The sequence below is a fragment of the Suilimivivens aceti genome (genome assembly GCF_025567405.1).
GTDB classification, from domain to species: domain Bacteria; phylum Bacillota; class Clostridia; order Lachnospirales; family Lachnospiraceae; genus Suilimivivens; species Suilimivivens aceti.
This window is the reverse complement of sequence record NZ_JAOQKJ010000015.1, coordinates 1-15,644: the sequence shown is the minus strand read 5'-3', so window position 1 is coordinate 15,644 and position 15,644 is coordinate 1. Positions and strand designations below refer to the sequence as shown.

The window sequence follows — 15,644 nt, the reverse complement described above, 5'->3', positions numbered from 1 at the left end:
GGGGCGTTCATTTTCTCTTCCGCCAGAGGAAGGGAGAAATGAATGGAAAGTACCAATGATCTTGTAACGAAGAATTTTGAAGCGTATCCAGATGTGGCAGCCGATATTCTCAATGTACTTCTGTATGAGGGAAAGAACGAGATAAAGGAAGAAAACCTTTTGGCATCTCCAACGGAAACCCTGTATCAGGGAGAGAAAAAGCTGCGAAATCAGCTGGAGGATATCGCAAAGTATGACATGGCTGACGGAGAGATACGGACTGTGTATCTCTTTGCTAATCAGACGAAGAAGGATCCTGATATGCTGCTTCGCAAAGCTGGCTATATTGGAGGCATCTACAGAGAGCAGTATGAAAAGAAGACACAGAACAGATTCCCAGTGATAGAGCTGGTTCTTTACTGGGGAAAGAGAAGATGGAATGAAAACAGAAGTGTCCATGAAATATTTCGGGACAAGAAACTTCCGGCTAAGACAATGTCTTATGTGGATGATCTGAAGCTCCATGTATTTGAACTCAGAAATTTGCCGGAAAAAGTAAGAAAACGGTTTCAGAGTGACATGAGGATCGTGGTCGATTATCTTGCAGAAGGAAAAGATTACCGGTCAGAACAGAAGGTGGTACATAAGGAGGCTCTTATCAAGCTGCTGAGGGTACTCTCCGGAGATGAAAACGTAGAGGACACAGAGGCTATACTTCAGGAAATGAATGTAAAAGAGGAGGATGAAATCAGTATGTGTGAATTATTTGACCAGTATATCAGAAAAGGAAAAAGAGAAGGAAGGATTGAAGGTCGAGCAGAAGTGATACCTGCCATGATCCGTACCTGCAAGCGGTTTCATATAAGCTATCAGGATACGGCAGACAGTATCAGAAGGGAACTGAAGCTTCCTGACAGTGAAATCGAAGAAAACATGAAGCTCTACTGGTAAAAGCAGAATACAGCTGAAAAGAAAACGGGTGCTCCCGGTGTAAGATATGTGATTGTCTTATGCCGGGAGTTTTTTGTACCAGAAAATACAAAAGAGATCCGGTGGCAGATTTTCTGCATAAAAAGTGAAGAATCTTCTGAGTAGTATACGCTGCCTGAAGCTTTTGAACAGTCATAGCGGAGCAAAAGAAACCGGCAAAGCCCGGTGATGGCGAAGCTATGTCAAAAACAGGAGTGGAGAAGATAGGATATGTGGTATGTAATTCAGACAGTAAACGGAGAAGAACAGCAGGTTTGTACCTGGATCAACCAAAGGATGGACAGGGCACTGTTCAGGCGGTGCTTTGTCCCATTATATGAGGATGTCTGGCGAAAGGAAGGCATCGGCAATATCAGCATCCGGAAGATGTTTGGCGGCTATCTCTTTATCGAAACGGACAGACCTGAGGATATTTATGAGGAGCTTCGTAAGGTTCCTGGACTTACAATACTGCTTTCTGAAGAGGATCAGACAGGCAAGCGTTTTTGGCCAATTCATAGGGAGGAGGAAGAGTTCCTTGACAATGTCCTTTGGGACGGCCTTATGCGTGTAAGCTATATAGAAAGAAATGCAAATGGACGGATCACGTTTGTGGCAGGTCCGCTGGCAGACTATCAGGAATATATCGTGAAAATCGATCTGCCTCACCGGAGAGCTATTGTGGAAATGCCATTTCTTGGTAAAAAAAGAAGACTGAAATTCGGTCTGTGGTCGAGCAAGGATCCGGCGATTCCGTGGCTGGAGGAAGCGAAGAAAAGGCGGCTTGAGAAGAAAAACTCAGGGCATTCAGGAACTGATACACAGAAAGAAGTCAGCACAGGACAGGGATATTTGCATGAAGGTGGGATTACAGAAGGGGATTATGTAGTCAATACCACTGGAATCTATGGAGATGGGCTTCTTAAGGTGATCTCAGTGGATGAAAAATGCCGGAGTGTAACGGCAGCCGTACCGCTGTTTGGTGAGCTGATCCCGGTACAGATGAGTATGGATGATGTGGAAAAAGAGGAACGCCGGAAGATGGAAGAATAGAAGAATTACAGGTGACCGTTTTATGAACTGGCAATTATTTGTGTAGACAGCGAGGGGATTTGCGAGGGATGGGTCACCTGTTTTGAATATCAATTTATGATTGCTGAACGATATCAGTATTAAGAAAATAGGCCCCTGAACAAAATATATTTAAGATATAGCAGAAATACTTATGAGGATGAAAATGGAAAGAAAAAAGATCTTATTTATAGTTGAGGCAATGGGCGGCGGTGTATTTACTTATATTGTAGATTTGGCTAATGAACTTGTTAATTCTTATGATATGTATATTGCGTATGCAGTTCGAAAACAGACACCCAAAGATTTTAAAGAATATTTTGACAAAAGGATTCATTTGATTAAAGTTGAGAATTTTAAAAGAGCAATAGATCCATGCAGTGATATTAAGTCACTGTTTGAATTAAAAAAAATAGCTAAAGAGATTAAACCGGACATAATTCATTTGCATTCATCGAAAGCAGGTGCTTTGGGAAGAATTGCGTTTAATGGAAAAAAGATACCACTTTTTTATACACCACATGGTTATAGCTTCTTGATGCAGGATTTTAAGTCAGTTAACAGAAAATTATATAAATTTATTGAAACAGTATGTGCAAAAAGGAAATGTACAACAATCAGTTGTAGCGAAGGCGAGCACAGGGAATCTGAAAAACTGAACAAGAGGGCAGTATATGTTAGTAATGGTATCAATGTAGGGGAAGCACAAAACTTATTGGATCGATCTGAAAAGAGTGAAAAGCATGTATTTACAGTTTTTACACTTGGGAGAATATGCTACCAGAAAAATCCTATGTTATTTAACCAAATTGCATTAGCTATGCCGGAAACACAGTTTTTATGGATCGGAGATGGAGAATTAAGGAATGAATTAACAGCTCCTAATATAAAAGTAACAGGATGGGTTGAGCATAAGGATGCTTTAAAGTATTCAATAGATGGAGATGCATTCCTTTTGACTTCTTTATGGGAGGGACTGCCAATTTCACTTCTAGAAGCAATGTATATGAAAAAGCCCTGTGTAGTTAGTAATGTTATTGGAAACAGGGATGTTATACATAGTGGAAAAAACGGGTTTGTGTGTAAATGCTTTGATGATTATTTAGAGGTAATTCAAAAGATCCAAAAGGAAGAAATGTGTGATGTGGTTACTAATGCATATGCTGATGTAAAAGAAAAGTATAATGCAAAGGTTATGGCACAACAGTATATAGCAATATATCAGCGGAATGTATGAAAAATAAAATGATTTTCTGGAAACGTTTGAATAGAACAAACCGAAAATAAGAAAAATTATATGCGATTATATAATATTAATGCTTATGAAAGAACAATCATATCACTCAAAAAATATTATAAAGCAATATGATATTTTGAAAGATTGATTGCCAATGTCTGTACTCTGTATTGTTTTATATGTATTATATTTTTTCATAACTCTTTGAAAAAAATCTGATTGTTGTTGAGGAATAGTATGAATGAAGTAACAACTGCAAAATGTCAAAATAGAATTAATACATATTATGAATTTGGAAGAATATATTTTGGTCCATTTTTGCTTGGTTTTTCCAGATGGTTGAATAATCAGGTAGGAAAAAATAAAATAGACAAATTATTTTTTTTTGCTAGAGACGGATACATGATGGAAAAGGCTTTTAAATTAGTGGGAAAGGAGGAGGTTGACGAAAAGTATGTATATTTCTCAAGAAAAAGTATAAGGCAGGCATTGTTGCATCGGTGCAGAGATTTTGAAGATAGTCTTAAGTATATAAGTGCGGAAAAATATATTTCTTTTGGTGGATTGCTTGAATATTATGGTTTTGATGAAGTGGAAAGGATCAGGCTTACGGAGAAGTATTCATTGGATTTGAAACAGGATTTTGATGTGATTAGTCTTGCGATAAATGATCAGATTAAGAGAGTGTTTTATGATTTACAAGATGAGATTAATAAGCGTTCTATTGAACAGGATGAGCTGCTACTCGAATATTTAAAACAAATCGGTATATTCGGGAAAGTTGGAATTGTTGATATAGGCTGGAAAGGCAGTATGCAATACTACTTGGAAACCTATTTAAAGGAACATAGTTTAAATGTGGAGCTTGTCGGATTCTATGTCGGTATTTTACCGAATAAGGAATTGAGTGGGAATACATACGGCTTTTTATATGATGAAGATGATTTAAGATTAAGAAAAAAAGTTCTTTGTTTTGCAGGAGGATTAGAGAGGCTATTCCAAAGTCTGGAAGGATCGACCTGTGGATACAAAAAAGTTGGAGGAAAAATCCAGCCAGTTTTAAGTATTTATGAATATGAGCAGAGTCCTGAAATCCAAAGATATATCATTGAACTTCAAAATGGCGCTTTGAAATTTGTGACAGAGAACAAAAATTATGGAATGTCAAATAAATTGCTAACATATAAGCTTATACAGTTAGGTGTAAAGCCTACACTGAAAGAAATTAAGATTTTCTCACCGTTTTACAATACTGATGGATCAAAGGAGTATTATATAAGTCAGAAACCATTATATAAATATAGTTTTTGTGAATTTCGACATGCTTTATGTAATAGTACATGGAAAAATGGATTCATGAAATCGGTATTTAAGGTACCTTTTCCTTATTTCTGGATATATAAATTACTGAAAAAATGAATAAATTGTTGGAAAATAGTATTATAAATAAATATAAAAATATAAGTTTTGATATTTTTGATACTTTGATTGAACGAGATGTATTAGATCCTTTGGATATTTTTTCAATTGTGGAAAATGAAACAGGCGAGCTAAATTTTAGAAACAAAAGAATTCAAGCTGAAAAAGAAGCGAGAAGAAAAAGCATATCAAAAGAGGTGACAATAGGAGATATTTATCGTGAATATCAAGGAGGAGATAGGCTCTGCAATGATTTAAGAGATGCGGAATTAAGGATAGAGGAAAAGCATATACACGTTAAAGAAAGTATATATTCCTTTTATCAACGTTGTATTTCTGAAAATAGAAATGTTTTTTTGGTTTCGGATATGTATTTGACAACAAATTGTATTGAAAATATATTGAGGACATGTAATATTCGTGGATATAAAAAATTGTACATATCATGTGAATATAATAAGAATAAAGTCACATCAGAATTGTTTGGAGAGCTTATAAATAGTGAGCATATCAATAAGAAAGATATTATACACATTGGAGATAGTCCTAAAGCAGATTTAATAGGGGCACGTAAAGCTGGAATACATTCCATTTTAATACCCAAGAAGAATGCGATTGGATGGGTCAGAAGAAAGATTGTGGAAGAAATGAAAATAAAGGGTGATGAAAATGACAGAAGTAATAAAAACTAAATCAGAACTTCCACTTATTACTGTTGTTGTTCCCGTTTTCAAAGTTGAGAACTATCTTGAAGAGTGTGTTAATAGTATTTTATGTCAAACGTATGAAAATTTGGAAATTTTTTTGATAGATGACGGGTCACCAGACAGATGCGGAGAAATGTGCGATGAATATGCAAAGAGGGATTCCAGAATCCAGGTGATTCATCAGAAGAATAAGGGCTTATCTGGTGCAAGAAATTCAGCTATTGATATTTTCAGAGGAGAATATATTACTTTTGTAGACAGTGATGACTGGATCTCGAATGACATGATAGAGCAGCTTTATAAGCGTCTCATTGTAGAAGGCGCACAAATGAGTTGCACATCACCAGAAAGCTTTTATGAGGATGGGTCATGCTCTGTAAGCAGGCATTGCGGCGAAGAGTTTGTATACACGAAGGAACAGGCACTTGACTGTTTTTTGTTTAATGATTATTTAACTCCGTGTGTGTGTGGAAAATTATATGTAAGAGATCTTTGGACAAGTATACGTTGTCCAGAAGGTAAACTTTTTGAGGATCAATTTACAACATATAAACTGATAGATCAGTGTGAAAAGATTGTGTATTGCACAAAATCCTTGTACCATTATCGAAAAAGGAAGGGATCTATTGGACATAGCGGTTTTAATAAAAAAACATATGATCTTTATAATGCAATTCAGGAGGAATATGATTACATTCATTTGAAATACGGTGAAAAAGTTCCTAATATTACAGTTGCAAAAATTACATGGGAAGTTGTTTTTGTTAATATGATGATTGTAGCTGGGCATAAAGATACAAATACGAGGAAAAAAGTTCAAAGATATGCAAAAGAAAATATGAAAAAAGTTTGGAGTTGTGGATATATATCTAAAGTGAGAAAAATGCAAATTTGTTTATTTGCGTTTTCTTTTCCTGCATATGTAGTGTTTTACCGGATTTATAAAAAGAAACATCCTGTTGCATGAGGAGGTGATAATCGATATATGGAAGTGTATGTACCTATGATTTTGGCAACAATGTTATTAACTTGGCTGGCATTGCATGTGGAAAGAAAACAGCGGATTTTTACCGTGGTTATAGCGGTTATGATTCCAGCAATTGTTGCAATGCTACGATATAATAACGGTGCTGATTATTTGATGTATCTTCGAATGATGAAATTAGCTGAACAATCAGGAAGCTTAACAACATCTTTTTCTTCATTGAAAAGTATGGAAATTGGTTTTTGGCTTTTACTTAAGATTTGTGGTGTAGTCTGGCATGGAAAGTATTTTTTGACCTATGGGTTAATTGCATTAGTTATTTGCGGCTTTTTTTATAATGCTATTTGGCAGCAATCTAAAAATCCATTGTTATCGGTATTTCTTTTTTTTGCTAGTGGCATTTACTTTGATTCATATAATGCATTAAGACAGTATATTGCGGTCGCAATAGTCGTATTTGCGTACGCCTATTTATTTGATGGAAAATTTAAAAAGTACATAATTACTATTGCTGCAGCTTTTCTATTCCATTATTCAGCCTTGATAATGATTCCTGTTTATTTTGTTAGAAATATTAAAATTGATTTAAAAAAAGCATGTATGATTGCTATAGGAGTAGTGTTAGGAGGAAATCTGGCATATAAGCTTGTGACGATGCTGTTGAGTTATACGAGGTATAAATATTTTATTACTTCGATAGAGTATGAGGCACAGACACAGACATCTGCAATATTGTTCACATCTATGATTTCACTAATATCATATGGTTATATCGCCTGGAAGAAGATAAATGTTTCTGATGCTTTTCAGAGGATGATGAGCTTTCAGATTTTACCATTGTGTGTGGCACTATTGTCTATATCAGTACCGCTGATCTGGCGTGTGTTATATTATTTTCTGCCATTTGAAATTATATATATTCCTGCTTTTTTGAACGAAGTAAGAAAGCAAAAGATAAGGTGGGGGGTTGCTGCTATTTTTATAGTGATGTATACAGTGGTAACCTATTGGGGAATGTCTCAGAATGAATGGTATAATGCATTACCGTACAATTATTATTTTGATTACATGCATTCTGCAAGATAAACACATTATAATTTGAAAAATAAAAATGACATGCAAAAGATTTTGACTACTGTTTTTATATTATTAATGTTGGTTTGATATGCTGATTTAGGGGATAGATTTATGAATAAAATTAGCCGAACAATACATTATTGTTGGTTTGGAGGCAATGGATTGCCAGATGCTGCAAAAGAATGTATAAGCTCTTGGAAAAAGTATTTTCCAGACTACGAAGTAAAAGAATGGAATGAAGGTAACTTCGATATCCATTGTTGTAAGTATGTGGAAAAAGCTTATGAACAAAAGAAATGGGCATTTGTATCGGATTATGCTAGGTTTTGGATCTTATATAATTACGGAGGGCTATATTTTGACACAGATGTAGAGGTTATAAAGAATTTTCAAAGACTTATAGATAAAGGACCATTTATGGGATGTGAAGAAGCAGGAAATAACATTTTTTCAGTGGCTCCTGGTCTTGGCCTTGCAGCCAATCCTGGTCTTGGCCTTGCAGCCAATCCTGGTCTTGGCCTGTACAAAGAAATACTGAACTATTATGAAAATATAGTCTTTGACTTCAAAGAAGGAAATGTCGAAACGGTAGTTACTCATACAACGCAAATTTTAAAAGAAAACGGTTTTAAAGGAATTGGAGATATTGAATATATAGATGGCATATATATTTATCCACCGGAGTATTTTTGCCCGATGAATCAATTTACGGGAAAAATTACTATTACAAATAACACATGCTCAATTCATCATTATACTGCATCATGGCAAAATGGGTATTCCAGATTTAAGGCAAAACTGCAAAAAATATTAGGGGCGAATGTGACAAATAAAATAATTATTATTAAAAGGAAAATGAAGCAAATTTTAAGAGAACAACCGTGAAAATTGTATTGAACTACAATATTAAAGGAAGGGAAATGCACGATAATTAATTTCCTAATTATCATACGAGAAATAATGAAAGTTATAAATAGATCAATGTATAATTTGGCAATAAGAGAAACCGGGATAGTAAAGCTGTGCGTATTATTGATGTGCATTTCAAGCATTTTACAATCATCAATGATATTTGGTACGTGGACTATATTAATTAATGCATGTAAATACTTAATTCCAGTTCTTGGAGTGTTAGTGCTAATACTAAAGTTGAGGAAGTCAACAAAAAATAATCTACGGACTTTGGCAATTGAGTGTATGATGTGTGTACTCATAGTATTTACATGTTTGCAAACTGGAGATTATAGTTAGCTATGGCTTACTTGGCGATACAAGACAATGGATTATCGCTCTGTGGGCAGCCTATTACAAAGTTACACAAATGGAATAGTTTGTTTAATTTTGGAAATTATACGATAGACAGCTTATATATTTATTTTTACGTTTGTATCGGAATTGTTTATTTCTTTTTGATTTCCATTGGATTTTATAAAATTGGAAAAAAATATAAAGATTATAGAGCAGCAATCCTTATTCTGACATTTTCACTATATTCTATGGTTGAAGTACATTGCTTATATTTATCTAATTGCTTTGCACTATTGTTGTTAAAGTGTGTGATATTTAGAAATCAAGAAATCAAATAGAAAAATACTTTATTTTGATTGATAATCTCTTGCTAAATGAAAAGATTATATTAAGGATATACCAATTAAGATAAGAAAGGTTTGGAAAGATAAAGACGAAGGAAAATGATAAATGAATCGATATAAGTACCTCTTTAAGAATATAGTGCTTTTGATATTGAGTATTTTCTTGGGCGGCTATATACAAATATACTTACTATTATAGAATATGGAACATATGGTTTGTTCAATATAACGGTACAATCAGTTGTATTATTATTTGAGAATGGCATTGTAATGTATGGATAGAAGAAGGGTTATTTTTGGTTATTGTGGTGCTATACGCAGAAGACCTGATGTCAATTATAGGAAAAGAAATGAAGCAGTGCTAGGATAACAGGTGGTGGAAGAGAATGAGAGTCGGAATTATTACATGGTTTACAGGACCTAACTATGGAACGAATTTACAGGCGATTGCGTTGCAGTATTATTTAAGAAAACAGGGATATGAAGTTGAACTTGTTAATTGTGAAGTTGAATCAAAATATAGTAAGAATCGCAGAACATTTATTGAGAGAATAGAATTTTTCCCTGAGAAGTGGGCTCAGAGATTTGCACGGCGAGTTTTCTTCAAAAAAGAAAAGGCAATTCGAAACGGAAAACTGGAAAGAGCTGTTCAGAAAAATTGTGTTCTTACCAGACGATGTGAAAATGAAAAAGATTTAGTTGAGGTATTTAACTCTTTCGATTTGCTTATCAGTGGGAGTGATCAAATATGGAATCCGAATTGGTATCATCGCTTTTATTATGCTGATTATGAAGGAGTGGTGACTCACAGAATATCCTATGCGCCCAGTATGGGAGTGACAAAAATTTTGGATGAAGTTGAACGGGAGATAAAAAGAAGTATCTCAAAGTTTGATGTAATATCCGTTAGAGAAAAAAGTGCAGTTCAGTTGCTAGAGCCATACTCTAAGTATAAGCCAGTCGTTGTTGTTGATCCAACCTTATTATTGGATTCGGATGACTGGGTGTTAATTTTTCCCCCTACAGGAGAGGCACCTAAGGAAGAATATGTGCTTGGATTTTTTATCGAAGGCAATTTGGATCATTTTCATGCAACGAGAAAATTTGCAAATCAAAAAAAGATGAAGTATGTATTTGTACCTTATAGTGGTTTATCATATTACCAGATAGGAGATAGACATGCAGATGCAGGACTTGAAGATTTGCTGGAATTGATACGAAATGCGCAATACATCATAACGGACTCATTTCATATTACAGTTTTTTCGATTATTCACAGAAAGCAGTTTTATTCTTTTTTGAGATATAGAGAAAATCCGATTACGTGCACAAATTCCAGAATTCAAAATTTATTGAGTATGACAGGATTAGAAAAACGTAAGTTGGAGTTTGGAACTAGAAAGATTAAAGAACTGCCAGATATTAATTATGCGCCTCATATAGAAATGCTTCAGCATGAGATTGAGAAGAGTAAAGAGTTTCTATTGAAAAGTGTCAGGGGTGAGTATAAAGGTGAATTGTAGTAGATGTTGCGTATGCACGGAGGTGTGTTCATAGGAAAACATACAATGTGAAGGGGAGGCCAATTTAAATTCGCAGTGTATTTGCCGGAGGAATGAACTATAATATGATGCATGACAGTATGATTAGCTAAGTAAATATGAATTTTTAGATATTGATCCATATGATTATGAATCATTAATAAATAATGCAAATTTTGTTTTTGCTGACTCTTTTCGTACTAAACTTTTTCTTTTTTAGAAACTCAATTTTTGACTGCTTAAACGATAAAGTTGAAATGGAAATACAAAATATAATAGAAAAATAGATCTTCTAAGTGGAGTAAATATGCAAGGGCATTTTGGATCTGTATATTTCACTTGAGTTTGAGAGATAACCAAAGTGGGATTCAGAGTCATTATTTTATGATGAAAGAAAAAAATGAAAAATTATTTAAAAAGGTCATTAAATGGTTAAAATATGAATAGCTATAAATATTTTATTAAAAACGTCGGATTATTAACGTTTAGCAATTTTGCCACCAAATTGTTGGCTTTTTTTTTAGTTCCATTATATACAAATGTTCTTACAACAACGGAATATGGTACATATGATTTATTTAGCACAACGGTGTCACTTATGGTGCCCATATTGACTTTGAATATTTTTGATGGGGTATCAAGGTATGCACTTGAAAGAGATTATGATAAAAGCGCTATTGTAACTATCAGTGCTAAATATTTTATTAGAAGCTGTATATTTTTGATTTCTCTAATCTTAGTAAATGTTGTTTTGAATATTAATATAATATTTGCCAAATACGGGATTTATTTTGTACTTATGTTTGGGGTTCAGGCACTTTCCGGTATTGTTTTAGGATATACAAGAGGGATAGATAAGATTTCGGACTTATCTATATCGAGTGTTATAACTTCAGCAATTACAATAGGATGCAATATTATTTTTTTATTGATTTTCAAATGGGGATTGGAAGGATATTTTATTGCAAATATAATTGGACCAGCATTTCAATGTGTGTATCTCATAATTAAGGATTCTGCTTTAAAAAAACTTAATTTTAAAAAAAACTATAAAAAAGAAGAAAAAGAACTACTTGATTATAGTAAGCCATTAATTGCAAATACTGTTTCTTGGTGGGTAAATAGTGCAGCAGATAAATATATAGTGGTTTGGGTTTGCGGACTGGCTGCAAATGGAATCTATTCAGTAGCTTCTAAAATACCGACTATTCTGAACGTTTTTCAAAGTATTTTTTCACAGGCATGGACGCTTTCAGCTGTAAAAGATTTTGATCCAGAAGATAAAAATGGTTTTTTTAAAAATATGTATGCTTCTTATAATTGCATTATGACACTCTTATGCTCAGTTATTATTGTGGGAGATAAAGTACTTGCAAAGATATTATATGCAAAGGATTTTTATAATGCTTGGATATATGTGCCCTGGTTAACGATAGCAATTGTATTTGGAGCAATGGCTGGATATATAGGAGGTATTTATACTGCCGTTAAAGAACCTAAAATACTTGCTAAATCTAGTATTATAGGAGCAATAATTAATGGGATTCTTAATTTTACAATGACGCCAATCATTGGTGTTATGGGAGCAGCAGTAGCTACAACTATTAGTTATTTCATAATTTGGTTAATACGTTATCTTAATGTTACTAAATATATCAAACTGAAGATTTTCTTGCAGAGAGATTTATTATCGTATGCACTGCTTGTAATGCAGGCCATTGTTATGGTTATTATAGATAAAAATGTAATGTTATATTTATTACAGATTTGCACTTTATTGGTTATAGTAGTACTTTACAGAAATGATATAGAATTGGTGACAAGAAAAGTCATAAGAAGGTAGAAAAATGTATGAGGAAAATTTAGTCTCAATAATTGTGCCAATATATAATGTTGAGAAATATGTAGAACAATGTGTTAGGTCTATAACAAAACAAACTTATAAAAATATTGAAATAATTTTAGTTGATGATGGAAGTCCTGATAGATGTGGAGAAATTCTTGATTCGTTAAAATTAATAGATCAGAGGATTGTTGTATTACATAAGCAAAATGAGGGGGTATCTGCAGCAAGAAATGACGGTATTTCTGTATCGAATGGAAAATATATTATTTTCGTTGATGGTGATGACTGGATTGACGATAGATTTGTAGAAGATTTTGTAAGAGTAATAGAAGAACTAGGAACAGATATGGCACTGTCATATGGATATTTGGTAGATAACAATAGGACGAGTTCTGAATCTATTAAAAAGGAAAGGATTAAATCAGTTAAAGCCATAGAACAGTTATATTTAGGGAAAATAGGAGTAGCTGTCTGGAACAAAATATATAAGAAAGAGTTTTTGAAAAGGAATAATATAACCTTTCATACAGAATTTTGGTTTGCTGAAGGAATGACATTCAATGTTGAATGTTTTATTAAGTGTGAATATGTGGGTGTCTGCAATCTTGAAAGATACCACCAGGTGACTAATCCTGAAAGTGCTGTTCGGAAATTTAATTTAAGTAGTTGGCATTGTGGATTAAAGGCTATGGAATATCAAAGAGGACTTTTAAATCCAAATGATTCTAGATTAATAGCAAGTTGGAATTACCATTATAGAGAATATAACACAAGCATCCTTTATGGATTATATCGTTCCGGACAAGCGGAATTTCAAAATAAAGAAATTAAAAGGTGTGTGTATAACTTACACCATAATGTTTTATATCCATTAAAGGTAGATATTGATACAAGGGCAAAGATAAAAAGTTTGATATTAAGTTGTATTCCTGTACTTGGAACAAAACTTATTGTCATGAGGGAAATAGGGTATTTACCAACTGTATGCGATTTGATAATATGGGATATTATGAAAATGAATTTAAAAAAAACTAGTGAAATAATATCATTTGAAGAATTAAAGGGCGATATTTTGATTAATATTTCTGACGAATATGAAATAAAATTTAGAATAAAGAAAAAAAGGTTAACAAAAAAACAAAAAAATATTATAACAAATATACAGATGGCAAGTGCTCATAGAGGAGAAACTTCAACTACATTTAATAACGGCATAAAATTGTATAATTTAAATGATAACATAGATGTGAAGGAGGGTGATTTGAATGATGATATAGTGCTCTTTAAAGATAAAAAAAAGTACTTTATAGAAATAAAATCAAAAGAAGGTGCTGAGTTTTTGCATAGAATAAATATAAACACAGACAAGAATGATGAATACAAATTTCAAAAATGTTATGAAGTTGTATTAGAAAATGAATAATTTTTTGATGCTTTCCAAGACAGAATTAGGAGTATGATTAACCAAAAGTTCTGATGAAATTAGAAAAAATTACCATTAAATGGATTTAGCAAAAAAGAAAAACTTGAAAATGATAGATTTAATGGACAAAGTGATTGTTAAAGACATGGAACAGGCATTTTTTAAAATTATTAAGCCGTATACAGCTTATTTGAAAGTAATCTTCGAGAGTTAATTTTATAGGAAATTCACATTTACGTTATTACAGTCATATCTGCAGAAAACCTATCGGGAAAGAGTATATATAACGAATGTATCTATGGGAGGAAATACCTCGTATGCAGGCTATGTAAGAACGATGGCATTAAATGATGGTGTTGATTATGATCTTGCAATCATTTGTTATGGGCAGAATGATGCTTTGGAAGGATTTTCTACTAATTATGAAGCAGTTATCCGGGCGATTGAAAGGAAATATTCGGATTGTTCGATTATATCCACATTAGAATCATCACAGCGTGAGTATACAGAAAAAATGACCATAATTCAGAGTTTGTGTTGTCATTATGAAATTCCGATAGCGGATACGATTGCTGCTTTTCATAATTCAGATATAAGTTATGATGATCTGACAGAGGATAAGGTGCATCCAAATGATGCAGGGCAGGCGATATATTTTGAAACTGTAAAAGCATGTATTGATGCTCAGGTAAAGAATGCCACAGGGAAAATGAAGCAGGTAGAAGCAGTAAATGCGGAGGTAGGTAAATTTGATCGTTTTTCCTGGTATAGTGCGGAAAAAGATTTTGAACGTCTGAGTGACACTACATTTTTATTGAATACAGAAGCTGTTGGTGTGCTGGGTATTGATTACACATATGAATCTGGAGATAATCACGCAGATATTTATGTGGACGGAGAATTATATGAGTCACCGACAGTAACTTTTGATTATGATTTTTCTCAGAGGCATATCATGGTGGTCAGCGAAGAATGCACCGTGAAGCAGAATATTGCAGTGGTATTTGATACAAAAAAGCAGGCAGATGGTTTTCAGGGGATGTGTTTTAGCTGGTAATGTGAACTTCCAGAACTTTTTAAACCTAACCACTTGTGTGAATGTAAATGCTCCATAGCAAGTACCTGTCAATAGGAGTGTGTGAAACTTTTTCTGTAAATAGCTAATAACAGCAAGGTCTTCTATGATAAAATATAAATCATAGGAGGCCTTTTATTATGGCAAGAAGAGAAAAGAAACCGTAAATGCTCCATAGCAAGTACCTGTCAATAGCCTCACCTATCTGCCATAATAGTCTCACACTACACACAGTCAAAAAAGTTCAGCACTCAACTTTTTTGACCAGGGTCAGGAGGTTAGACTATGAACACTCAAACCAGTTTAGTTGCAGAACAGATCCGCCTACAGAAGTGGGCTGACCAGATCAGTGACTGCCAGAATCGTCCCTCTGATATGAAAGTCGATGCCTGGTGCCAGGAACATGGCATCACAAAGTCGAATTATTACTATCGTCTGCGTCGAGTCAGGGAGGCATGTCTGGAACTTTGTGATCCATCTCCTTCCTTCGTGGAACTCACAGCACCTACAGAAAGTATACCGGCTAACGTATCTCCTACACATTCCCCTGTGGCTGCAGCACTTCATACAGAAAGCGGAATCACCATAGATATCTATAATGACGCTTCAGCGGAGTTTCTCAGAAACCTTATAGGAGCAGTCAGCCATGCTTAATGATGCTTCTGGATTTCAGAAAATATATCTTGCCACCGGATACACGGATCTGCGCAGAGGCATGGAAGG

At 34.0% G+C, this 15,644-nt stretch carries 13 protein-coding genes; all 13 read left to right on the top strand.

The annotated features are described in order from the left end of the window. Positions 1–42: 42 nt before the first annotated feature. The gene (locus tag OCV77_RS14335; RefSeq protein ID WP_262575685.1) at positions 43–930 is read left to right on the top strand and encodes an Rpn family recombination-promoting nuclease/putative transposase; all 888 of its coding nucleotides are present in this window, start codon (positions 43–45) and stop codon (positions 928–930) included. A 249-nt stretch (positions 931–1,179) separates the two neighbouring features. Next, positions 1,180–2,001, top strand: a complete 822-nt coding sequence (locus tag OCV77_RS14330) for a transcription termination/antitermination NusG family protein (RefSeq protein ID WP_262575683.1) — start codon at positions 1,180–1,182, stop codon at positions 1,999–2,001. Positions 2,002–2,185: 184 nt separating this feature from the next. Next, positions 2,186–3,256 carry a glycosyltransferase gene (locus OCV77_RS14325; protein ID WP_262575681.1) on the top strand — a complete coding sequence of 357 codons (1,071 nt, stop codon included), beginning with the start codon at positions 2,186–2,188 and terminating at the stop codon, positions 3,254–3,256. 237 nt (positions 3,257–3,493) lie between these two features. Continuing rightward, positions 3,494–4,675, top strand: coding sequence for a hypothetical protein (locus OCV77_RS14320; protein ID WP_262575679.1), 1,182 nt, complete (start codon positions 3,494–3,496; stop codon positions 4,673–4,675). A gap of 8 nt (positions 4,676–4,683) precedes the next feature. Continuing rightward, a complete protein-coding gene (locus OCV77_RS14315; protein WP_262575678.1) occupies positions 4,684–5,367 on the top strand; it encodes an HAD hydrolase-like protein in 684 nt (227 codons plus the stop codon). Next, the gene (locus tag OCV77_RS14310; RefSeq protein ID WP_262575676.1) at positions 5,345–6,349 is read left to right on the top strand and encodes a glycosyltransferase family 2 protein; all 1,005 of its coding nucleotides are present in this window, start codon (positions 5,345–5,347) and stop codon (positions 6,347–6,349) included. The genes OCV77_RS14315 and OCV77_RS14310 overlap by 23 nt, the downstream gene beginning before the upstream one ends. Before the next feature lie 18 nt (positions 6,350–6,367). Further along, positions 6,368–7,453, top strand: coding sequence for an EpsG family protein (locus tag OCV77_RS14305; protein ID WP_262575674.1), 1,086 nt, complete (start codon positions 6,368–6,370; stop codon positions 7,451–7,453). A gap of 102 nt (positions 7,454–7,555) precedes the next feature. Continuing rightward, a complete protein-coding gene (locus OCV77_RS14300) occupies positions 7,556–8,329 on the top strand; it encodes a glycosyltransferase family 32 protein (protein ID WP_262575672.1) in 774 nt (257 codons plus the stop codon). Between the two features lie 1,093 nt (positions 8,330–9,422). After that, a complete protein-coding gene (locus OCV77_RS14295) occupies positions 9,423–10,559 on the top strand; it encodes a polysaccharide pyruvyl transferase family protein (protein WP_262575670.1) in 1,137 nt (378 codons plus the stop codon). A gap of 457 nt (positions 10,560–11,016) precedes the next feature. Then, positions 11,017–12,420 (top strand): lipopolysaccharide biosynthesis protein, encoded by a 1,404-nt coding sequence (locus OCV77_RS14290; RefSeq protein ID WP_262575669.1) that lies wholly within the window; start codon positions 11,017–11,019, stop codon positions 12,418–12,420. A gap of 4 nt (positions 12,421–12,424) precedes the next feature. After that, the gene (locus OCV77_RS14285) at positions 12,425–13,846 is read left to right on the top strand and encodes a glycosyltransferase family 2 protein (protein ID WP_262575667.1); all 1,422 of its coding nucleotides are present in this window, start codon (positions 12,425–12,427) and stop codon (positions 13,844–13,846) included. Positions 13,847–14,099: 253 nt separating this feature from the next. Next, positions 14,100–14,903 (top strand): SGNH/GDSL hydrolase family protein, encoded by an 804-nt coding sequence (locus OCV77_RS14280; RefSeq protein WP_262575733.1) that lies wholly within the window; start codon positions 14,100–14,102, stop codon positions 14,901–14,903. A 303-nt stretch (positions 14,904–15,206) separates the two neighbouring features. Next, positions 15,207–15,575, top strand: coding sequence for an IS66 family insertion sequence element accessory protein TnpA (gene tnpA, locus OCV77_RS14275; protein ID WP_262575666.1), 369 nt, complete (start codon positions 15,207–15,209; stop codon positions 15,573–15,575). Positions 15,576–15,644: the final 69 nt, after the last annotated feature.

Coding starts and splice junctions, on each gene's coding strand:
- OCV77_RS14305 (WP_262575674.1), top strand. CDS start 6,368: ATGGAAGTGTATGTACCTATGATTTTGGCAACAATGTTATTAACTTGG.
- OCV77_RS14325 (WP_262575681.1), top strand. CDS start 2,186: ATGGAAAGAAAAAAGATCTTATTTATAGTTGAGGCAATGGGCGGCGGT.
- OCV77_RS14285 (WP_262575667.1), top strand. CDS start 12,425: ATGTATGAGGAAAATTTAGTCTCAATAATTGTGCCAATATATAATGTT.
- OCV77_RS14300 (WP_262575672.1), top strand. CDS start 7,556: ATGAATAAAATTAGCCGAACAATACATTATTGTTGGTTTGGAGGCAAT.
- OCV77_RS14335 (WP_262575685.1), top strand. CDS start 43: ATGGAAAGTACCAATGATCTTGTAACGAAGAATTTTGAAGCGTATCCA.
- OCV77_RS14290 (WP_262575669.1), top strand. CDS start 11,017: ATGAATAGCTATAAATATTTTATTAAAAACGTCGGATTATTAACGTTT.
- OCV77_RS14295 (WP_262575670.1), top strand. CDS start 9,423: ATGAGAGTCGGAATTATTACATGGTTTACAGGACCTAACTATGGAACG.
- OCV77_RS14310 (WP_262575676.1), top strand. CDS start 5,345: ATGACAGAAGTAATAAAAACTAAATCAGAACTTCCACTTATTACTGTT.
- OCV77_RS14330 (WP_262575683.1), top strand. CDS start 1,180: ATGTGGTATGTAATTCAGACAGTAAACGGAGAAGAACAGCAGGTTTGT.
- OCV77_RS14320 (WP_262575679.1), top strand. CDS start 3,494: ATGAATGAAGTAACAACTGCAAAATGTCAAAATAGAATTAATACATAT.
- tnpA (WP_262575666.1), top strand. CDS start 15,207: ATGAACACTCAAACCAGTTTAGTTGCAGAACAGATCCGCCTACAGAAG.